Annotated in this window: 17 protein-coding genes and 1 tRNA gene; 12 read left to right on the forward strand and 6 right to left on the reverse strand. The window is 66.5% G+C overall.

Annotation, left to right across the window (positions count from 1 at the left end; translation table 11 throughout):
• Positions 1 to 17 precede the first annotated feature (17 nt).
• Positions 18 to 611: a 5-formyltetrahydrofolate cyclo-ligase gene (locus OG285_RS20945; protein ID WP_371791862.1), complete on the reverse strand. Its 594-nt coding sequence runs from the start codon at positions 609 to 611 to the stop codon at positions 18 to 20.
• A gap of 94 nt (positions 612 to 705) precedes the next feature.
• Between OG285_RS20945 and galU the strand changes: the two genes are divergently transcribed.
• The 7 genes from galU (at position 706) to OG285_RS20980 (ending at position 6,079) form a co-directional block, all read left to right on the forward strand.
• Positions 706 to 1,608, forward strand: coding sequence for a UTP--glucose-1-phosphate uridylyltransferase GalU (gene galU / locus OG285_RS20950; RefSeq protein ID WP_356828272.1), 903 nt, complete (start codon positions 706 to 708; stop codon positions 1,606 to 1,608).
• Positions 1,609 to 1,611: 3 nt separating this feature from the next.
• Positions 1,612 to 2,916 carry a gephyrin-like molybdotransferase Glp gene (gene glp, locus OG285_RS20955; RefSeq protein ID WP_356828274.1) on the forward strand — a complete coding sequence of 435 codons (1,305 nt, stop codon included), beginning with the start codon at positions 1,612 to 1,614 and terminating at the stop codon, positions 2,914 to 2,916.
• Between the two features lie 60 nt (positions 2,917 to 2,976).
• On the forward strand, positions 2,977 to 3,477 hold the full coding sequence (moaC, locus tag OG285_RS20960; RefSeq protein ID WP_371791863.1) for a cyclic pyranopterin monophosphate synthase MoaC: 501 nt from the start codon (positions 2,977 to 2,979) through the stop codon (positions 3,475 to 3,477).
• Complete coding sequence (locus OG285_RS20965) at positions 3,474 to 4,001, forward strand: MogA/MoaB family molybdenum cofactor biosynthesis protein (RefSeq protein ID WP_356828278.1); 528 nt, start codon at positions 3,474 to 3,476, stop codon at positions 3,999 to 4,001. Before moaC ends, OG285_RS20965 begins: the two co-directional genes overlap by 4 nt.
• Positions 4,002 to 4,018: 17 nt before the next feature.
• Positions 4,019 to 4,669 carry a GNAT family protein gene (locus tag OG285_RS20970; protein WP_356828280.1) on the forward strand — a complete coding sequence of 217 codons (651 nt, stop codon included), beginning with the start codon at positions 4,019 to 4,021 and terminating at the stop codon, positions 4,667 to 4,669.
• A gap of 172 nt (positions 4,670 to 4,841) precedes the next feature.
• Positions 4,842 to 5,921, forward strand: coding sequence for a gephyrin-like molybdotransferase receptor GlpR (glpR, locus tag OG285_RS20975; RefSeq protein WP_371791864.1), 1,080 nt, complete (start codon positions 4,842 to 4,844; stop codon positions 5,919 to 5,921).
• 84 nt (positions 5,922 to 6,005) lie between these two features.
• Positions 6,006 to 6,079 (forward strand) — tRNA-Ala (locus OG285_RS20980).
• Positions 6,080 to 6,094: 15 nt separating this feature from the next.
• Here the strand turns inward: OG285_RS20980 and OG285_RS20985 are convergent.
• Entirely contained in the window at positions 6,095 to 6,838 is a 744-nt protein-coding gene (locus OG285_RS20985) for a site-specific integrase (RefSeq protein WP_371791865.1), read from the reverse strand.
• 211 nt (positions 6,839 to 7,049) lie between these two features.
• On the opposite strand from OG285_RS20985, the gene OG285_RS20990 reads away from it, so the two are divergent.
• Positions 7,050 to 7,190: an acetyltransferase gene (locus OG285_RS20990; protein WP_371791866.1), complete on the forward strand. Its 141-nt coding sequence runs from the start codon at positions 7,050 to 7,052 to the stop codon at positions 7,188 to 7,190.
• A gap of 922 nt (positions 7,191 to 8,112) precedes the next feature.
• Here the strand turns inward: OG285_RS20990 and OG285_RS20995 are convergent.
• Both OG285_RS20995 and OG285_RS21000 read right to left on the reverse strand, forming a co-directional pair.
• Positions 8,113 to 8,604: a HEPN domain-containing protein gene (locus OG285_RS20995; protein ID WP_371791867.1), complete on the reverse strand. Its 492-nt coding sequence runs from the start codon at positions 8,602 to 8,604 to the stop codon at positions 8,113 to 8,115.
• The gene (locus OG285_RS21000; protein WP_371791868.1) at positions 8,585 to 9,793 is read right to left on the reverse strand and encodes a DUF262 domain-containing protein; all 1,209 of its coding nucleotides are present in this window, start codon (positions 9,791 to 9,793) and stop codon (positions 8,585 to 8,587) included. The genes OG285_RS20995 and OG285_RS21000 overlap by 20 nt, the downstream gene beginning before the upstream one ends.
• Positions 9,794 to 9,883: 90 nt before the next feature.
• Between OG285_RS21000 and OG285_RS21005 the strand changes: the two genes are divergently transcribed.
• From OG285_RS21005 to OG285_RS21020, 4 genes are all read left to right on the forward strand, one after another.
• A complete protein-coding gene (locus OG285_RS21005; protein ID WP_356828290.1) occupies positions 9,884 to 10,948 on the forward strand; it encodes an HNH endonuclease in 1,065 nt (354 codons plus the stop codon).
• 804 nt (positions 10,949 to 11,752) lie between these two features.
• Positions 11,753 to 16,219, forward strand: coding sequence for a DUF6531 domain-containing protein (locus tag OG285_RS21010; protein ID WP_371791869.1), 4,467 nt, complete (start codon positions 11,753 to 11,755; stop codon positions 16,217 to 16,219).
• A 59-nt stretch (positions 16,220 to 16,278) separates the two neighbouring features.
• Positions 16,279 to 16,458, forward strand: a complete 180-nt coding sequence (locus OG285_RS21015; protein ID WP_371791870.1) for a hypothetical protein — start codon at positions 16,279 to 16,281, stop codon at positions 16,456 to 16,458.
• A 20-nt stretch (positions 16,459 to 16,478) separates the two neighbouring features.
• Positions 16,479 to 17,255, forward strand: coding sequence for a hypothetical protein (locus OG285_RS21020; RefSeq protein ID WP_371791871.1), 777 nt, complete (start codon positions 16,479 to 16,481; stop codon positions 17,253 to 17,255).
• A 98-nt stretch (positions 17,256 to 17,353) separates the two neighbouring features.
• On the opposite strand, the gene OG285_RS21025 is transcribed toward OG285_RS21020, so the two are convergent.
• Both OG285_RS21025 and OG285_RS21030 read right to left on the reverse strand, forming a co-directional pair.
• On the reverse strand, positions 17,354 to 19,675 hold the full coding sequence (locus OG285_RS21025) for an arylsulfatase (protein ID WP_371791872.1): 2,322 nt from the start codon (positions 19,673 to 19,675) through the stop codon (positions 17,354 to 17,356).
• Between the two features lie 111 nt (positions 19,676 to 19,786).
• Positions 19,787 to 20,641: a formylglycine-generating enzyme family protein gene (locus OG285_RS21030; RefSeq protein WP_371793577.1), complete on the reverse strand. Its 855-nt coding sequence runs from the start codon at positions 20,639 to 20,641 to the stop codon at positions 19,787 to 19,789.
• Positions 20,642 to 20,646 lie beyond the last annotated feature (5 nt).

The following is a 20,646-nucleotide window of genomic DNA, read 5'->3' on the forward strand; positions in this document are numbered from 1 at the left end:
CTGTCCGGACCGGGGACTCAGGCGCTGAAGCGACGGATCCCCTCCGGGGTCACCACCGTGTGTACGGGGTGGTCGTGCGGTTCCTCCGGGACCCGTGCGACCACCTCGTCGCCGTACAGCAGCACCACCAGGGCCGGGTGCGCGTCCGCTCGCACGAGCCGGGCGAGCACCCGGTCGTAACTGCCGCCGCCGCGCCCCAGCCGCATCCCGCGCCCGTCGACGGCCAGTCCGGGCAGCAGGACGGCGTCGGCCTCCAGCACCGCGTGCACGCCGAGCCGTGCGCCGTCCGGCTCACGGAGCCCGCGCCCGGCGGGCACCAGCGAGTCGGCGCCCTCGTACGCGCCCCAGTCGAGGTCGTTGTCGGGAAGCAGCACCGGCAGCAGCACCCGTACCCCGCGGGCGCGCAGCGCGTCCAGGAGCGGGCGGGTGCCCGGTTCACGGCCGACCGAGACATACGCCGCGACGGTGTGCGCCCGCGCGAGCTCCGGGAGTGCGACGGCGTGCCCGGCGAGAACCGCGGCGGCCGATTCCGCGTCCTCGACGGACAGGAGGGCTCTCGTGGCCAGGAGTTGCCGCCGCAGGGACGTTTTGTCGAAGTTTGCGGGCGCCATGGGAAGTTCGCAATCCTCTCGTCACCTCAGGTATGAGGATCTATTAACCGGAGCATCATCTTCCGCTCCGAAGCCAGCGGATATGGTGCAACGTATGACTCAGTCGCCACCCAGGATCAGCAAGGCTGTCATTCCGGCAGCGGGCCTCGGCACCCGGTTCCTGCCGGCCACCAAGGCCACTCCCAAAGAGATGCTGCCTGTGGTCGACAAGCCGGCCATCCAGTACGTCGTCGAGGAAGCCGTCTCGGCCGGTCTCTCCGACGTACTCATGATCACCGGTCGTAACAAGCGTCCGCTGGAGGACCACTTCGACCGCAACTACGAGCTGGAATCGGCGCTCACCCGCAAGGGCGACGCCGAGAAGCTCGCCAGGGTCCAGGAGTCCAGCGACCTCGCGACCATGCACTACGTCCGCCAGGGCGACCCCAGGGGACTGGGCCACGCCGTCCTGTGCGCGGCTCCGCACGTCGGCGACCAGCCCTTCGCGGTCCTCCTCGGCGACGACCTGATCGACCCGCGTGACCCGCTGCTGGCGCGCATGGTGGAGATCCAGGAGCGCGAGGGCGGCAGCGTGGTCGCCCTCATGGAGGTCGAGCCGGCCCAGATCCATCTGTACGGCTGCGCGGCCGTGGAGCCCACCGGCGAGTCGGATGTGGTCAAGGTCACCGACCTGGTGGAGAAGCCCGCCGTGGCCGACGCCCCCAGCAACCTCGCGATCATCGGCCGCTACGTCCTGGACCCCGCGGTCTTCGGCATACTGCGCAAGACCGAGCCGGGACGCGGCAACGAGATCCAGCTCACCGACGCCCTCCAGCAGCTCGCCGACGACGAGAAGGCCGGCGGCCCGGTGCACGGCGTCGTCTTCAAGGGCCGCCGCTATGACACCGGCGACCGGGGCGACTATCTGCGTGCCATTGTCAGACTCGCGTGCGAACGTGATGACCTGGGGCCGGACTTCAAGGCCTGGCTTCGCCGTTATGTCACCGAGGAGATGTAGCACGTGAGCAACACCCCGATCTGGTCGGTGGACGAACATCTGGACGACATCCTCGCGGCGGTCCGCCCACTCGAACCGATCGACCTGCAACTGCCGGACGCCCAGGGCTGCGTCCTCGTCGAGGACGTGACGGTCGAGGTCTCGCTGCCGCCCTTCGACAACAGCTCGATGGACGGGTACGCGGTCCGTACGGTCGATGTCGAGGGTGCGAGCGAGGAGTTCCCCGCCGTCCTCACCGTCATCGGGGACGTGGCGGCCGGGATGGCCGAGCTGCCCACGGTGGGGCCGGGCGAGGCCGCCCGCATCATGACCGGCGCCCCGCTGCCGCCCGGCGCGCAGGCCGTCGTGCCGGTCGAGTGGACCGACGGCGGCACCGGCGGGGGAGCGGCCACCACCATGCGGGCCGCGAGCGGCGCCCCCGAGGGCGCCAGCGGCGAAGTCCGCGTGTACCGGTCGGCCGAGGCGGGCGCACACGTCCGGGAGCGCGGCAGCGACGTCCGCTCCGGCGACCTCGCGCTCGAAGCCGGCACGGTGCTCGGCCCGCCGCAGATCGGGCTGCTCGCCGCGATCGGCCGTGGCTCGGTGCGGGTCCGCCCCCGCCCGCGCGTCGTCGTCATGTCCACCGGCAGCGAGCTGACCCAGCCAGGCGAGGTGCTCGCCGAGGGCCAGATCTACGACTCCAACAGCTTCGCCCTGGCCGCGGCCGCGCGGGACGCGGGCGCCATCTCGTACCGCGTCGGATCGGTCACCGACGACGCCGACGCGCTGCGCGCCACCATCGAGGACCAGCTGATCAGGGCCGACCTCCTGATCACCACGGGCGGCGTCAGCGTCGGGGCGTACGACGTGGTCAAGGAGGCGCTGTCGTCCGTCGGCGACGAGGACGAGCACGGCAGCGGCATCGACTTCCGCAAGCTGGCGATGCAGCCGGGCAAGCCGCAGGGCTTCGGCTCGATCGGGCCCGACCACACCCCGCTGCTCGCGCTCCCCGGCAACCCGGTCTCCAGCTATGTCTCGTTCGAGTTGTTCGTGCGCCCCGCGATCCGTGCCCTGATGGGCATGAAGGACGTCCGCCGTCCGGTGGTCCGCGCCACCCTGGAGACCGGCAGGCCGGTCAGCTCGCCCGCCGGACGGCGCCAGTTCCTGCGCGGCAGATACGACGCCGACAAGAGGAGCGTCACCACCGTCGGCGGTTCCGGCTCGCACCTCATCGCGGCCCTCGCCCACGCCGACTGCCTGATCGTGATCCCCGAGGAGACCACGGTGGCCGAATCCGGCACGGAGCTCGAAGTGGTCCTCCTGGGCTGAGGCCCGCGCCGTGGCGGTACCGTGTCTGACCACACAGGCCCGACCGGGAGCGCCACAGCAATGAGTACGCAGCAAGGGCTCACGCACATCGACGAGGTGGGCGCGGCCCGCATGGTCGACGTCTCGGAGAAGGACGTCACCGCCCGCACCGCACGCGCCGGCGGACGGGTCCTCGTCTCGCCGCGCGTCATCGAACTGCTCAGGGGCGAGGGCGTCCCCAAGGGAGACGCGCTCGCCACCGCCCGGATCGCGGGCATCATGGGGGCCAAGCGCACCCCCGATCTGATCCCGCTCTGCCACCCCCTGGCGGTCTCCGGGGTGAAGCTCGACCTGACCGTCACGGACGACGCGGTCGAGATCCTCGCCACCGTGAAGACCACGGACCGCACCGGCGTCGAGATGGAGGCGCTGACGGCCGTCACGGTCGCCGCGCTCACCGTGATCGACATGGTGAAGGCGGTCGACAAGGGAGCGGTCATCACCGACGTCCGGGTCGAGGAGAAGACGGGCGGCAAGTCCGGCACGTACCGCCGACCGGACCCGGAGGGGACCGGAGCATGACGACACCGACCACCCCGCCCACGCCGAAGGCGTACACCGCGCTCGTGGTGACGGCGTCGAACCGCGCGTCGGCCGGGGTCTACGCGGACCGGGGCGGCCCGCTCATCGCCGAGGCGCTCACCGGACTCGGCTTCACCGTCGAAGGGCCGCAGGTCGTCCCGGACGGCGATCCGGTCGAGCAGGCGCTGCGCGCCGGGGTCGCCGCCGCGTACGACGTCATCGTCACCACCGGCGGTACGGGCATCTCGCCCACCGACCGCACCCCCGACATGACCCTGCGCGTCCTCGACCGCGAGATCCCGGGCATCCCCGAGGCGATCCGCGCCGAGGGCCTGGCCAAGGTCCCGACCGCAGCCCTCTCGCGGGGCGTCGCCGGGCTGGCCGGTACGACCCTCGTCGTCAACCTCCCCGGTTCCACCGGCGGGGTCCGCGACGGACTCGCCGTACTCGGACGGCTGCTGGTGCACGCCGTCGATCAGATCCGGGGCGGCGACCACCCCAGACCCGCCGGGAGCATGAGCTGAACCTCTCACCGTGGCCCGTGGAACTGGCAGAAGGCCCCATCGCCCTGCGCCCCATAAAACTGCGGGACCAGAAGGTCTGGCGCGAGGTGAACCGGCGCAACCGTGACTGGCTGCGCCCCTGGGAGGCGACGGTCCCGCCGCCCGCACCGGGCGGCCCGGTCGCGCAGCGCCCCACGTACCGGCAGATGGTCCGCCACCTGCGCTCGGAGGCGCACGCCGGGCGGATGCTGCCCTTCGTGATCGAGTACCAGGGGCGGCTGGTCGGGCAGTTGACCGTCGCAGGAATCACCTGGGGCTCGATGTGCTCGGGCCATGTCGGTTACTGGGTCGACCGGGAGGTCGCCGGCCGGGGCGTCATGCCGACCGCGGTGGCGCTCGCCGTGGACCACTGTTTCCGCACCGTCGGTATGCACCGCATCGAGGTCTGCATTCGCCCGGAGAACGAACCGAGCCGGCGGGTCGTGGAGAAACTCGGATTCCGCGAGGAGGGGCTGCGGCCGCGGTATCTGCACATCGACGGGGGCTGGCGTGACCATCTGGTCTTCGCTCTGACCGCCGAAGAGGTCCCTGACGGGCTGCTCAACAGGTGGCGCCGGGCCCGCCCGGGGACGGGACACCGGGGAGCGAGCCGGGAGGACCCGGGGGCTGCCGGAAGACCCCGTAAATAAAATAAGTGTTCGAAATGGGCGGCCAATCGGATGCCATCCGCAGGGAACACGCCCACATTCGGAGACTGTTCATCCGAACAATCACAAAAAAAGTTCGAGATATCAGCCGGATCGTGCGACACACCGGGCCAATTGGCAGATGGCCCCACGCGGACCCCTCTACGGTGTGAGGGTGAGCAGCAGTGGCCTCATCTACGCAGTCATCGTCGGGGCCTGGGCCGCCTACTTGGTGCCGATGTGGCTCCGCAGGCAGGACGAGCTGAACGAGGCCCGTCCGACGGAACGCTTCAGCACCGCCATCCGGCTGCTGTCCGGACGGGCGGGAATGGAGCGCCGGTACGCCAGGGAGCTCCAGGAGCGCGCAGCCGGTGAGGGCGATCCCGACGATGCGGTGCCGGACGGTGCGATGGACTCCCCGAGTTCCGTCGACGTCCGGTCCTTCGCTGTGTCCCCGGCGGACGTCGCGGACCCGGCCGAGCCGGTGGCCCGCCGGAAGCGGACTGCCCCGAAGGCGCGCCCGGCCGGCCCGGCTGCCGGCCCCGCGGCGGAGCGTGCCCGGCGCCTGAAGGCGCTCGCGCGCCGCAGACGCACCACCGTGCTCCTCTTCGTGGCCTTCACCCTCGGCGCGATCGTCGCCGCGGTCGGCGGCCTCGGCCTCCTCTGGGCGCCTGCCGCGCCCGCGGTGCTGCTGAGTACGTACATCGTGTACCTGCGGACCCAGGAGCGGCGCCGCTTCGCCTTCACGATGGACCGGCGCAGGGCCGAGGCCGCCGCGCAGCGGCTGCGCGAGAACCGTCCCCGCCCCCGCCGCCCCGGTGCGGGTGCGGCCGAGCAGCGCACCGACGCCGAGGCGCGCCACCCCGAGCCTGAGCCCGCCCCGGCCGTCTCCGCGCAGGAGGCCGGCCGACGCGCGCTGGTCGAGCAGACGGACCACGCGGAGTGGGTCGACCAGCAGCGCGAGCGCGGCCGGGACCGGGGCGACAGCTGGGAGCCCGTCCCGGTACCGCTGCCGACGTACGTCACCGCACCGGTCGCGCCCCGCGCGCCGGGCAGTATCGACCTCGGCGCCCCCGACACCTGGAGCTCGGCCCGCTCGTCCAGCGTGGCGGAACCGGCATCGGACGAGGCCCCGGATCCGGCCCCCGCCCAGGACCGGCAGAACCCGTCGGCCCGCCGTCCCCGCGAGCGCGGCCGCACGCCGCTCTTCGACCAGTACGAGGACGAGGACCGGCCGCGCGCGGCCAATGAATGACCGGCTGGGACGGGCATCCGTGACCAGCGGGGGAGCGGATTTCCGAGCACCCCGGCAGGGGTGCTAAAGTTTCACTCGTTGCAAGGGCCTGTGGCGCAGTCTGGTAGCGCACCTCGTTCGCATCGAGGGGGTCTGGGGTTCAAATCCCCACAGGTCCACGCACGTCAAAGCCCCTACCGGGTATTCCGGTAGGGGCTTTGAGCTGTTGTACAGCAACTACTTCGGATCTTGCCGACCCAGGTGCTTGCCGAGCTTGCGTAGGGCTTCCGGGGCGCCTCTGACGGGACGTGCGTATAGATCTCCATGGTGACGGCGATCTTGCTGTGCCGAAGGATCTGCTTGGCGATCCGAGGGTGCACATCCAAGGCAGCGAGGAGCGACCCGCAGGTATGCCGGGTGTCATGCAGGCGAATCCTGCGGACGCCGGCCTTCGCGGACCGATCCGTGAACGACCGGTTGAAGTTCCTCGGCTCGATCGGGGTCCCGTACCGCGTGGTGAAGACGAAGTCTGAGTTCGACCACAGCTGCCCGGCGGCCCCCTTGGCTGTCTCCTGCTCTTTCCTGCGGAGCTGGAGCGCTGTCACACAGATCTGCGGCAGCGGCAGTGTGGCCGATGATGCCTCGGTCTTCGTTTCGTCGTGGACCAGGCGCCGGCGGATGCGCTGGAGTTGAAGTTGCACCGTGACTTCCCCGGCATCCAGATCTACGTTCTCCCACGTGAGACCCAGCACCTCACCACACCGGAAGCCAAAAACGAGGATCAGTACGTACGCCGGGTAGAGCGGATCGTGGACAGCCTGTGCGGCTTCGAGGAACTGCCGGGCCTCTTCCACGGACCAGGGATTGCGCTTGACCTTCCGTCCGGACCACACCTTGACCTGCCCGGTGACGTTCTTCGTGATCATTTCCTCGGTCATGGCATTCGTCAGCGCTGACCGCAGCACAGCGCGAGCGTCCTGCAACGTACGGCGGGAAGGGACCTGTCCGCAGCAGTCCCCAGCGGCACAGCAGCGAGGCCTTTCGCGCCGGGAGCCCTTCCCCTGTGCGCAGCATTGGCACTCCTCCAACAGCCGGTTCACCCAGGTAAGAACGTCAGTTCGCTTCAGTCAGGACCAGAATCTACGCCTCGTGCTCGATGTGGTGGCGAAGGACGTCGTGGCCATGCGGCTTTACGAACGGCTCGGTTGGCGCAAGATCGGGGAAGCCATCCACCACTTCGGGCCTAGCGAGAGCATCCCCGCCGTGTGCTACGTCTCGCCGAAGGCCTGAGAGCTGTTACAGGTTTCTCTACCTCATCAAGCCCAGCCCCCACCCTGCGGGTGGGGAGGAGAGCCCAGGGGAAGCTCTCGTCTGAAAGGGCCGCTGCTTCCGGAATCTGTCGGGCATGAAGAAGGACTCCTCCCCGGGGGATTTCAGGCTGAGGACCACGACAGCGCGGAAATACCAAGCAGGACGGTCCCCACGTGCGAGGAGTCGGTTCCCGGCAGGGTTCCCACAGCCACAGGCTTCCCCCTTGGGCGGGCTCGGTTATTGCCCTTCGGGCATCCGGCGCGGTTGGGCAATCGGCTTCCAGCCGCCGCTACGGATCACACCCCACCGGCCTGCCACGCAGGTCGGCGCGGGCTCGTGGGCTCGGGCGACGCTCCTGCCTTCGGCCCGCTCCGCCCGGCCCACGGCCCCGCGCCACTGAAGTTGCCGCAGGGTGCTCCGTTTCACGCTTTGCCCCGCCCTCCGCTCCGCCGGACCGAGGACGACCACCGGCCCGCCCAAGGAGCCCTGGCGGGGACACCCCACCAACCACCGCACCCCGACACAACAGACGCCAGCAACCCAACGCACCACGGACACCAAGCCCGCTCCGACGGTCAACCCCAGAACCCGTAAGGCGAAGGGGAGGCAAAGAAGAGGGTGGTGGAGAGGTGGGGCAAGGACATGCCTCCGGGGAGGGGGCACCGTTGGCGGTTGCCGGTACGTCGTGGTGAGCGTGGTGAGGGCTTCCATCCCGTCCGCCTCCGACCCAGGCAAAGCCGAACAGCCGCGGCCCAGGGCGTCAAGGTCGTCCGTACAGTGGCGCGCTCCACCTTGACGCCCTGAACCACGCCCGCTCCACGATATGCGGGTCGAAGGCGGACGGGATGGAAGCTCGGGGTGAGTGGTGGGTTGAGCGATCTGGGCAGTCCGCGGTGAAGCGCTACGCCAACATACGCACGATTACCCATGAGTGGAGATCGTCGACGAGTTTCTTATATGTAGCCACGTTCAATTGCCCACCGCGGTAGTTCTGGCCATGGGCGGTTTTATTGCGAACTGTTAGCAAATTCCCCAAGGAGTTACGGCGCTCGTCCACATTAAGAAATTCGGAGATCTCGGATTTCCAGGCATCTCCGAATCTGCCCACTAGTTTCTCTAAAGCCTCTGGGGTGAGATTCGGAGCCTTAGTGAAAGTCGACAGTGCGAAACTCTTCGCGGCGCCAGCAGTAGTGCTGGAGATATACCCGCATACCGCCTCGAAGATGAGTTGCTCCATGTAGCCCGAGAGGCGTATGCACATATATTTATGCATATCCTCCTGTAGTGGGATATCAATCGAAAGAATTCCCTCCCTGTACCTCTTGTATGAGGAGTCCAAGTCGGATTTCAGTTTCAGTATCTCAACCCGGGCGCTACTCTTGTTCGTCGGCAAGTGATTCTCCCCGGAATGCCTTCGTTGCGAGCTTGATACGGGCACTTACTTGCTCCGAGTGCGACGTGCTCTCCGAGATAGCGTACTGGTACCTCTCATTTGCGAGAAGGGCAGTAAGTGCTGTTTCAACGTCTTCCGCTGAAGTATTACTTCGCTGCTCGAATGCCGACATCAAGCCCACCAGCACGGCGTCTGTGTGAGCTGCATTCACCTGCGTGCCCCGAATCTTGAGCGCATCCCGTCCTCGGGCTTCATTCAAGAGCCGAGCTGCCCTGGTGAATCGAGTGCGAATCCCTTCGGAGTCTGCGGGAAGCTGGTCCTGGTTCACTTCCAGGTAGTCGTTCAGGAATCGGGCCATGGGGGGGCGGAACACCTGAATGCCACGAGCTGTTGGCATCAACGAGATAGCCCGAAGGATCAGTTCGTGATCCTTAAGGTCCCGGTTCTGTGGGCCGAATAGATCCCTCCAGTTCGCGTCTTGATTCAGATCTCGTACAAAATTTACAGTCTCGCCAGCGTACAAGGCGACCCGGATTTGCTGCGGCTTTAGATTGGTTCCTCCGCTATTGATTCGCTCAAAAAGCGAATAGACTCCCCGCTTTCCCTCCGCACCCTTCGGGACAATGATCGTGGCTTGAATGAAAGTGTTATCAAAGATGCGTTGCTGTGTGGGCTCCAGGTTTTCATAGGTGTGTCCTTTGAATTCATCGCCGACGTAGCGCAGCGCGAACCTGCTGGGACCACGGACGGATCGATATTGGCCTCGTTTGAAGGCCTGCAGAGTTGTGAGACGCTGCTGGCCATCGAGGACCAGGTAACGGCGGTCGGCCAACTCCACAAGAAATATTCCTGGCACCGGATAGCCGAGCAAGAGGGACTCGATAAATCGGTCCATTTGTTTCTTCTTCCAGACTAGTCCCCTCTGGAAGCCTTCGAATCCTGCGATATCGTCCCCGGTGAGAGGTTCAAAAGTGGGGATTATGAACGTGTCATTGTTGAGTCGCTTGACTAGGCCGTCAACGTCGAAGTCCGCTCCGAAGTACCGCAGAGCGTCATCGGCTCGGATTGGTGTGCTGTCGATCTCGTCGGATTCAAGATCCAGTACATCTGAATCGGCCTTGACTAGACTTTCTTGTGGATCTTCGTCGGAGTCGGGGCCTGCTGCAGCTGTGCTCTGGCTGTCTGTCATGGCGCAACCTTAGTAGCGAGGGGCTCCCTCGGTGGGGTTGCTGTCCAACTTTCGTGCGGCGGTGCCGGCACTTGGCCGTACGCTTCCGCCATGCGTAGAGGAGCGATCACACGAGAGTCCGTACTCAAGGCCCTGGCTGAGCATGATGATTTGGGGCGTGATGCCTTCCTGGCGAAGTACGGCTTCGAGGGAGCGCGGTCCTATGTCTTGGTGCACGAGGGCCGGGAGTACGACTCCAAGGCGGTCGCCGGGGTGGCACACAAGTGGGAACAGGGACAGGCCCTCATGCCGACCGAGTTCAGCGGGGGCAGGGACCAAGCCGCAGCGTGGCTCAAGCGGGTGGGATTCCAGGTCAAGGCCATCAAGAACCCGGATTGGGCCCGCGATGAGATCATCCTCGCCTGCCGCCTGGTGATGGAGAACGACTGGAAGGGGTTGGATGCCCAGGACAGCCGGGTAGTGGAGCTGTCAGCCCTGCTCCAGCTGATTCCCATTCATGCGGAAGCCGAGCGCAACGAAAAGTTCCGGAACCCCAACGGCGTCGCTCGTAAGACGTTCGACATCGCCACCCGGCACCCGGCGTACCAGGGGAAGCCCACCAATGGCGGCACGCTAGATGTTGCGGTGCTGCACGAGTTCCTTGCTCGCCCAGAGGAGATGGCCGAGGCCGCTCGGCTCATCCGTCAGGGCATCGCGACCGGCGAACTGCAATCCCTCGCGCCGACTGAGGACGAGGAGTTCGGTGACGACTACAGCGCGCCCGAAGGGCGACTGCTGATGCGCCGACACAGGGCGCGTGAACGTAACAGGGGCCTGCGTAAGAAGAAGATCGCTTCGGTCCTTCAGCGCGACGGACGGCTCGCTTGCGAGGCGTGCGGCTTCGACTTCGAGGAGGTCTATGGGGACCGCGGCGCCGGGTATATCGAGTGCCATCACGTCCTTCCACTCCACGTAGCGGGGGAGGGGCGGACCAAGCTCGGAGATCTCGCCCTCATATGTTCCAACTGCCACCGCATGATCCACCGGCGCGCGCCATGGTCGACTCCTGGGGAGCTGCGGGCGTCCATAGAGCAAAAGCATGCAGCTGACTGGCGTGCAGCGAAAGTCTTGGCGCAACCGCGCAGGGCGGCTGGCGAGCAGATGCCGAACCGGTGATCTGGCACCAACGTTGGCGCACGGAGGCAGCCTCGGAGAACACTGGGAGGCAGCCGTCCGGGGCCTGCCATGGCGCTCAGCCGCCTCTTGCTGGGCTTACAAAGTAGTGGCCTGTGCTGTACCGCAGCGGAGTACAGCAACCAGTTCGACCACAGCCGATCGGCCGTGCACTTGGGGAGCTGTCTGACGAGCCCAGTGACCCCCAGCGACCACATTGCCCGTAGTTTGCATCGAGGGGGTCTGGGGTTCAAATCCCCACAGGTCCACAATGCAGCTCAAGGCTCCTGCCGGGTTTACCCGGCAGGAGCCTTTTTTGCATGCGCGCAGGGGTGGCGAGGGCTGCGAGGGCGCCGAGGGCACTGCCGTACCGCCGGCCCGCCAGCCATTCGCGTCACGCGCAACGCTCGGAGGCGCTCGGGAGGGAAGAAAGCGGTTCTGCCCCGCCGCGGCTCGGCTCTCGAAGCTCGGGGCCCGGATCGCTTCACATTCTTCGCGAAGGGTGTCGACCGGTCACGCCCCCGGCCTCCTCCACCTGTCATGAGACGCAGATTCCTGCCAGTCCTGCTGGGTTCCATGTCAACCCACCAACTTTTTACGTAAGTTAGTTCGGTTGGCGTCTGTGCAGTCGCATCGGGGGCGGGTTGTTGTGTCGGGTCTGGCGAAGGACGCTGCGTCTGAGGGGCCTGTGGGGCCGTGGAGGGCGCCGCATCACATGGTGAAGCCGGTGCACGGTTTCAAAGCCGCATCGCATGCCCTGTCCATGTCGGTTGCGCCGGCTGCCTCCGGTAAGAAGGGCTGAGCGCGGTGGTGGATCTGAATCCGTTGCACTGGATCAGTAAGGCCAACCATGCCTTCGGGGACACGATGGCCAGTGGTCTGGAGTTCCTGGGGATCACTGATCCGGCGGTCGATCCTGATGGGGTCCGGGAGATCGCGAAGCACTGGCGGTCTCTGGCGAAGGGGTTGGAGGACGCTGCTCACGGTGCTGAAGTGGCGATGTCGGGTGTGACGTGGGAGGGCGAGACCGCGAAGGCGTTCTCCAAGCGGGCGCGGACGATGCGCAAGCACGCCACGGACATGGCGCATTCCCTGCGTGGTGGTGCCACGGCCCTCGACAAGTTCGCCGATGAGGCGCATGAGTTGATCACCCAGATCGGGGTGATGGTCGCGGAGATCGCCGAGTTCGAGATAGCCGGCCTGGCCCTGTCCGTGCTGACCGCCGGGATGTCCGAGGTCGCCTCGACCCTGGTGGCGGGTGAGCGTGCGCTGAAGGTCATCGCGTTGGTCACGCGGATCGAGGAGGAAGGCAGCGCACTGGGCGCCACCGTGCGCACGGTGATGGAGGCCGTCCGTAACGTCGAGCGGGCGCTGAAGGCGCTGAAGGACATCAAGACCGTCGCGAAGGTCGGGAAACTCGCCGGTGAGGGCATGAAGTTCACCGCGTTCACCACCGCCCTCGAAGACCCCGGCGCATTCAAGGACCCCGGGAAACTCGCGAAACTCCTCACCGAGGGTGCTGTCGCGGGGGTCGGTCTCGGCTTCCTCGGAAAAGCCCTCGGGAAGGGCCTGAAGGCTCTCAAGCCCGGTGAGATGGCCGACCTCGCGAAGGCGCTGAACCTCAACGGGTCAGGGTTGTCCCGCCTGAAGCTGCGGCCCTCGGAGTGGGAGAAGCTTCCCGCCTCGATCCGCGGGATGTTCAAGGAATGCAAACTCGACCCGATCGACGTCGCCACCGGCGACATGCTCCTGCCCCAGACCGACGTCACCCTCCCCGGCACGCTCCCTCTCATCCTGGAACGGACGCATATCTCGTCCTACCGGTGGGGCGGCTGGTTCGGGCCCTCCTGGGCCTCCACCCTCGACCAGCGTATTCAGGTCGACGACGAGGGCGTCATCTACACCGCCCCCGACGGCGCCCGCCTCACCTACCCCCGCCCCGACCCCGAGACCAACACACCCGTCCACCCGGAAACCGGGTCACGCCTCGCCCTGACCTGGGACACCGAGACCGACGGCGGACTGCGCATCACCGACCCCGACACCGGGCTCGCCCACATCTTCCACACCCCCCAGCCCACCGACGACAACCAAGCCATCGACCTGCCCCTGCAGGCCATCGTCGACCGCAACAACCAGCGCATCACCCTCCACTACACCGACAACGGCACCCCAGTCGAGGTCAGCCACAGCGGGGGCTACCGCATCGCCCTCGACCACCACCCCACCCAACCCCGCATCACCGCCCTACGCCTGATCGACCCCCACGCCACGGACTCGCCCGGCACCACACTGCTCTCCTACGGCTACAACGACGAAGGCCACCTCACCGACGTCACCAACTCCTCCGGCCTCCCCCTGCGCTTCACCTACGACACCGACAGCCGCATCACCTCCTGGACCGACCGCAACAACACCACCTACGCCTACACCTACGACCAGCACGGCCGGGTCGTCCGCACCCACGGCACCGGCGGATACCTCTCCGGCACCCTCGCCTACAACGACACCACCCGCACCACCAGCGTCACCAACTCCCTCGGTCACACCAGCCACTACGAACACAACGACGCCTACCGCCTCATCCGCGAAACCAACCCACTCGGCCACACCACCCACCAACAATGGGACACCGACCACCGCCTGGTCTCAGTCACCGACCCACTCGGCCACACCACCCGATTCGCATACGACGTGCACGGTCGCGTTGTCGCGGTCGTGCGGCCGGATGGACACGAGGCAAGGTCTGAGTACAACGAACTCGGACTGCCCACCACAGTGCCTGGCCCAGGTGGAGCCGTCTGGTACCAGCAGTACGACAAAAGAGGCAACCGCACCGTCATTACCGATCCGGCGGGCGCCGTCACCCGTTTCTCCTATGACGCAAAGGGCTACCTGGAATCGGTTACAGACAGCCTGGGTTACAGGACACTGGTGCGCTGCAATTCTGCCGGGCTCCCCATCCACATCACGGATCCGCTAGGTGCCATTACTCGCTATCGTAGGGATAACTTCGGCCGTACGGTCGCTTCCACAGACCCTCTTGGCGCAGATACCCATCTGGAATGGACGGTCGAGGGAAAGCTTGCTCGTCGCATCGCCCCGGACGAATCTGCTGAATCATGGGCGTATGACGGCGAAGGCAACTGCACGGTTTATACCGATCCCATGGGTGCAAAGTCCCGCTTCGAGTACTCCCAGTTCGACTTGCTCACGGCCCGTACCGGGCCGGACGGGGCCCGTTATGCCTTCAATTACGACACCGAACAGCGTATGACGCGTGTTTCCGGTCCCCAGCAGCTGACATGGGATTACGCGTATGACGAGGCCGGGTCACTGATATCAGAGACAGACTTCGATGACCGGACACTCACCTACTGCTATGACCCGGCGGGGCGCCTCGCGGCACGCACCAGCGAAGCTCTCCGTCAGGTCGTCCGATACGAACGTGATGCGCTCGGCCAGGTCATCCTCAAGGATGCTGACGGGCTCATCACCACCTACGCCTATGACCTCACCGGACAGCTGATCGGAGCGACCGGCCCGGATGCGAGCCTGACACTGGAACGTGATGCAGTCGGCCTCCTGAAGTCGGAAACGGTTAATGGGCGTACCACCACCTATACATACGACGCGCTCGGACGTCGCATCAGCCGCACGACTCCCACCGGGGTCACCAGCACGTGGAGTTACGACGCGGCAGGCCGTTGCGCGGCCCTCACCTCGTCGAGCGGGCATGCGATCACATTTACCCATGACCCGGCAGGCCGGGAGTTGACTCGACTCTTCGGTGGCTCTGTCACCATGGCGAACTCGTTCGACAATATGGGTCGCTTGACTGCTCAGACGGTTACCGACAACGTCAGTAGCATTCAGCGCCGGTCCTACAGGTACCGAGCCGATAGCAGCCTGACGGGTCTCGATGACCAACTGAATGGAGCGCGCCAATTCGAGCTGGACGCAGCCGGCCGTGTGACGGTCGTGCAGGGTTTTCAGTGGACTGAGCGATACGCCTACGACACGGCAGGAAACCAGACCGACGGGCACTGGCCACCTACCCACCCTGGCCACGAAGCTACCGGCCAACGCATATACAGCGGTACTCGTATCACTCATGCCGGAAACGTTCGCTACGAACATGACGCACGAGGCCGCATAACCTTGCGAAGGAAGGCAAGGCTGTCCCGCAGGCCGGATATTTGGCGCTACGAGTGGGACCCGGAGGACCGTCTGACCTCCGTGATCACCCCGAACGGCACCCGGTGGCGCTATCGCTATGACCCTCTCGGTCGGCGCACCGTCAAGCAACGGCTGATGACGGACGGCGAATCGGTCGATGAGCAAACCGAATTCGTCTGGGACGGCACCACCCTCTGCGAAGAGACGACGACAGCAACCGAGTTGCCGGACCCGGTCACGCTTACCTGGGACCACCAAGGGCTCTGTCCGATAACCCAGACGGAGCGTGTTGCCGCAGCCGATGCACCGCAGGAGGAGATTGATTGCCGATTCTTCGCGATCGTTACGAACCTCGCTGGTGCTCCTGTCGAGCTTTTGGACGAATTCGGCGGCATCGCCTGGCGTATGCGGGCCACGCTCTGGGGCTCGACGACATGGGCATCGGACAACACTGCTTACACGCCGCTTAGGTTCCCCGGTCAATATTTCGATCCCGAAACGGGGCTGCATTACAATTACTTCCGCCACTACGACCCCGAGACTGCCCGGTACCTCACCTCCGACCCTCTCGGTCTGGAGCCCGCACCAAATCCTGTCGCGTACGTTGAGAATCCGCACACAACAGTCGATCCTCTAGGCCTCGGTCCCTGCTCGATCGGGGCCAGGAAGAGTGCGACTGAACTTCGGAACTCGCCAGGCATGGTTACGGGAGGTGACAGGCTCCCCGATGTCAATGGAAGGTGGCTCAGGGGTTCGCAGGGAAACGCGGGACGGATCCCGGGGCAAGTGGCTCGAGGCCTGCAAGGGCGGGAGTTTCGTAGCTTCAATGACTTCAGATCGGCGTTCTGGGAAGAAGTCTCCAAGCATCCTTCCATTGCCAAGCAGTTTAGTGCGTCCGGACAGACAGCGATGACGGGGGGTAAAGCACCATTCGTTGTTGAAGGGCAGTCGGTTCCTGGACAGTACCGGTACGTCCTGCATCACGTGCAACCAATTCAGCGTGGCGGCGGCGTGTATGATCTTGATAACCTTGTCACGGTAACTCCGCGCTACCACAAGGAAATTCTCGACGGCAGCTACCATTTCGGAAGCTGAACACTCAATCCGGGAGGATATTTCAGATGCCCACGAAGTCTCGTGCAGAATTGGTCTCAATGGTGCAGCAGCTCATCGGTGCCACTCTTCCGGAGAGCGAGGAGGATGCACTGGTGCAAGAGCTCAAGGAGAGCGTGCGGCATCCCCGGGTGACCGACCTGATTTTCTATTCTGATCCGCCGCTCAGCGCGGAAGAAGTAGTGGATCAGGCCCTGGCCTATCGGCCCATTGAGCTGTGACGGTAATGTGACTGCCTGGCGTGATCGTGGTCGTCGGAAACTCGGCGGTCGCTCCCCGGCTCTCGGAAAATTCATCTGTGATGGAATTTGAAAATAAGGATTCAACTCGCGAACTGTCGAGATTCCTCAATATCGATCTCTATCCTGATTTGATTCAACTGGGCGGCCTCGCGGCTGCCATGTCCCATGTCGCCGAGGAGAATGGGATAGAACTGCCGCCGGTTCGCCCACAGTCCGTGTCCGGGCGGGCGCAGTTCAGTACTGCGCGGGTGGAATCGGCTCACGGTGTCATTCTGATTCTTCTCGGACTGGACGAGCGTTGGTTTTCCATCAGCCTTGAAGGTGAGATCAACCCGTGGGCCGCCGGTGGCACCGGCGATCTCCGCGCTGCGGTGGAGGTGGTGGGTGCGTGGCACCGAGGTGCAAGCCTGGATGAACTGGGAAAGCGTTTCCCGTTCATGCGCTGCAGTGAGCTGGCGCACGCATACGAAAGCGGTGATCCCGTTGTAACGCAATGGGATCGGCTTCTTTCGGATGGCGATTTCTCTTCCGCTCACCCGCTGTTGAGAGAGATTCGTTCCAGCGATCGACTGTGTCTACTTTTCCCGTTCTTCAGTCATGGTGTGCTGCGTCTCGCCATGGATCATCTCGACAGGTCCGCCGGAGAAATCTGGATCACCCCTCTGCCTGGCACGCGTTATCGAGTGGAACTCACCAACTCCGGCGTGGCGGACGAGGAGGTGCAATCAATGGATCACGTGATCGAAACCATCCTCTCTCTCCTGGATCATTCATAGGTGCCCCGGTGCTGCCGAGGTCGTGGCGGTAGTGGAGAGTGAAACCCGGTCGGAAGTCTTCCGTCCCGACCGGGATTTCTGCGCCGCCGCGGCACTATTTACTCGAACGCAGCCGCCGCCTTCTTCAGCGCCGCTGCCACCGCTTCCGGGGAGTCCGGGCCCGGTTCTCCCGGGTGGTAGGTCACCGAGCGGAGGCGGCCCTGGTGGCGGAAGGCGCCGTGGCGTTCGTACAGCGGCCAGGAGACCGGGGACTTGCGGTCGAGCCCCACGCTGATGCCCTGGAACGGGGCCATCCCGATGAGTTGGTGGACGCTGGGCGGGGCGGCCCGTGGTTCGCCGTCGACGCTTACCGTGAACGCCCAGCGCAGGCCCCGTTCCGCCCTCGCGGACAGCACGATCACCTGCTCGCCCGGCGGCGTCGGCCCGGCGTCCGTCTCCTGGAGCACCCCGTACTCGTTGTACGCGAAGCGGAGCCGGCCGTCCTCCACGTACAGGCTGTAGCCGCCGCCCTGGTCGCCGTGGGAGACCAGTACCCCGTCGCCCCCCTCGTCGACCGCCACGGTGATCTCGAAGGACCGCAGCGTGATCAGGCGGGAGGAGCGGTAGCGCTCCAGTTCCGGGGTGCCCGGCAGCAGGGTCAGCGGGCGGGACAGCCGGCGTTCGGCCGGGTTGCGGCGGGCCAGTGCGCCGCTGCCGTCGGGCAGCGGGAAGACGCCGTTGCGCTGGGCCGCCGTCTCCCAGGCCGCCGACAGTTCCTTGACGAGGGCGGGCCGGTCGGCGGCCAGGTCGTGGATCTCGGTCGGGTCGGTCCAGATGTCGTACAGCGCCCACTCGGTGTCGTCATAGGGCGTGCCGGGGCGGTGGAGGGTGACGAGTTTGTGGCCGTCGCGGTAGTAACTGCGGTTGCCGGTCATCTCGCAGTACTGCTCGGGGTGCGTGGACCGGTGCTCCTTGTCGGCGAGTACGGGCGTGAAGCTGACCCCGTCCTCCTCCTGGACCGTGACGCCGCGGCGCTCGACCGGCCGCTCGATGCCGGCCAGCCGCAGCAGGGTCGGGGCGATGTCGGTGACGTACTGGTGCTGGGTGCGCAGCCCGGGGGCGAGCTGTCCCTCGCGGGCGCCCCTCGGCCACGACAGCACGAACGGCACGCGCACCCCGCCCGCGTAGGTGTGTCCCTTGTAGAGACGGAAGGGGGTGTTGGACGCCATGCCCCAGCCGCGCGGGTAGTGCACCAGGCTGCGCGGGCCGCCGATCAGTTCGGGGTCGCGGTCGACGTCCGGGGTCCAGTCCTCGGGCAGTGCGGGGTGGTGGACGAAGCGGCTGAAGTAGGAGCGGGTGCCCTCGGCGCCGCCCTCGCCGGTGCCGCCGTTGTCGGAGGTGAAGACGATGATGGTGTTGTCGAGTTCCCCGAGGGCTTCGAGGGTCTCGGTGAGCCGGCCGAGGTTCTGGTCGATGTTGTCGACGAGCGCGGCGTACACCTCCATGTAGCGTGCGTACAGCCTCTGTTGCTCCTCGGTGAGGTCGGCCCAGGCGGGGACGTCGAGTCCGGCCTCGCTGTTGCGCTCGGGCAGTTCGGTGCCGGGCGGGAAGAGGCCGTCGGCGAGCTGGGCGGCGAAGCGCCGCTCGCGCAGCACGTCCCAGCCCTCGTCGTAGCGTCCCCGGTGGCGGGCGATGTCCTCCTCCTTGGCCTGGAGGGGGCCGTGGACGGCGTTGTGCGCCAGGTAGAGGAGAAAGGGTTTGTCGGGGTCGTGGGCGCGCAGTGACTTCACCATGGAGATCGCCTGGTCGGTGATGTCGTCGGTGTAGTAGTAGTCGTCGGGGAACTCGTCGATGTCCAGCGGGCTGTTGTCGCGCACCAGTTGGTGCGGGTGGAAGAGACTGGTGAGGCCCTCCAGTACGCCGTAGTACTGGTCGAATCCCTTGCGCAGCGGCCAGTTGTTGCGGTCGTCGGCCGCGTTGGACGCCGAGTCGCGGACCAGGTGCCATTTGCCGACGGCGTACGTGGCGTAGCCGGCGTCGTGGAGCAGTTCGGCGAGGGTGGGGATGTCGTCGGCGATCTCCATGCCGTAGCCGGGGAAGCCGGGGTCGGAGTTGGCGACCATGGCGTAGCCGACCCGGTGCGGGTTGAGGCCGGTGAGCAGCGCGGCGCGGGCCGGTGAACACAGCGGCATCGTGTGGTAGTTGGTGAGCTGTACGCCCGTCTCGGCCAGGGACGCCAGGGTGGGGGTGGCGATCTCGGAGCCGAACGGGCCGATGTCGCTGTAGCCCATGTCGTCGACGAGGACGATCACGATGTTCGGGGCCTTCTCCGGCGGGGTGGTGCGCGGGGGCCAGGCCGGCTCCGATGCGGCGAAGGTACGGCCGATCCGGCCGGGGAAGCCGTCGTACGGGTCGCGTCGGGCGCGGGCGCGGGTACTCATGGGCGTGTGGACTCCGTCGTCGTGGGTCGGGGGAGCGGTGTGGGTCGGCGAAGCGTCGTGGGCCGGACGAACCGTGGGTCGGGTGGTGTACCGGTGCGTCGGCTCGGGTGGTCAGTTGTCCGCGCCGCCCGGGGTGCCCCCGGGCGCACGTCCTTCCGGAGCCGTGGGCGGCGTCAGGTCCCGGGCGCAGCGGAAGCCGCCGTGGCCGGTCGAGGAGTCGGGGGTGTTGTGGGAGCGGGCGGCGACCCGGTAGCGGTTGCAGTACGAGGCGTGGCACAGGTAGGAGCCGCCCCGGATGACGCGTTCGCCGGGCCCGAAGGCGTCGGCGCACCACTCCCAGACGTTGCCGGACGTGTTGTGGAGGCCGTGGCCGTTGGGCTCGTAGGCGGTGACGGGCACCGTGCCCGTGCGGCCGCCGGGGCGGTCGGAGCGGTGCGGGAAGCGGCCGTGCCAGGTGTTGCACATCTCGCGTCCGCCGGGGGCGAAGGCGTCACCCCACGGGTAGCGGGCGCCGTCCTTGCCGCCGCGGGCCGCGTACTCCCATTCGGCCTCGGTGGGCAGCCGGGCCCCGGCCCACTCGCAGTAGGCGCGGGCGTCGTGGTGCGAGATGTGCACGACGGGGTGGTCGGCCCGGTCCCTCAGTCCTGAGCCCGGCCCTTCCGGTTCCGCCCAGGTCGCCCCCGCGACCCCCAGCCACCAGGGGGCCCCGGGCACCCGGCCGAGGATGTGGCGTTCGGCGGCCGGGTGGACCAGCAGGTGGAACACGTAGGAACTGCCGTGGCGTTCGGCGTCGGTGCGGTAGCCGGTGGCGTCGGCGAAGTACGCCCACTCGGCGTTGCTGACGGCGGTGGTGGCGATGGCGAAGGGCGCCACGGTCACCTCGCGCACCGGCCCCTCCCGGTCGGCGCGGTAACCCTCGCCGAAGGCGTCGCCCATCCGGAAGACACCACCGGGCAGTTCGGCCATCGCCC

It is taken from the genome of Streptomyces sp. NBC_01471 (genome assembly GCF_041438865.1).
Taxonomy (GTDB): Bacteria; Actinomycetota; Actinomycetes; order Streptomycetales; family Streptomycetaceae; genus Streptomyces.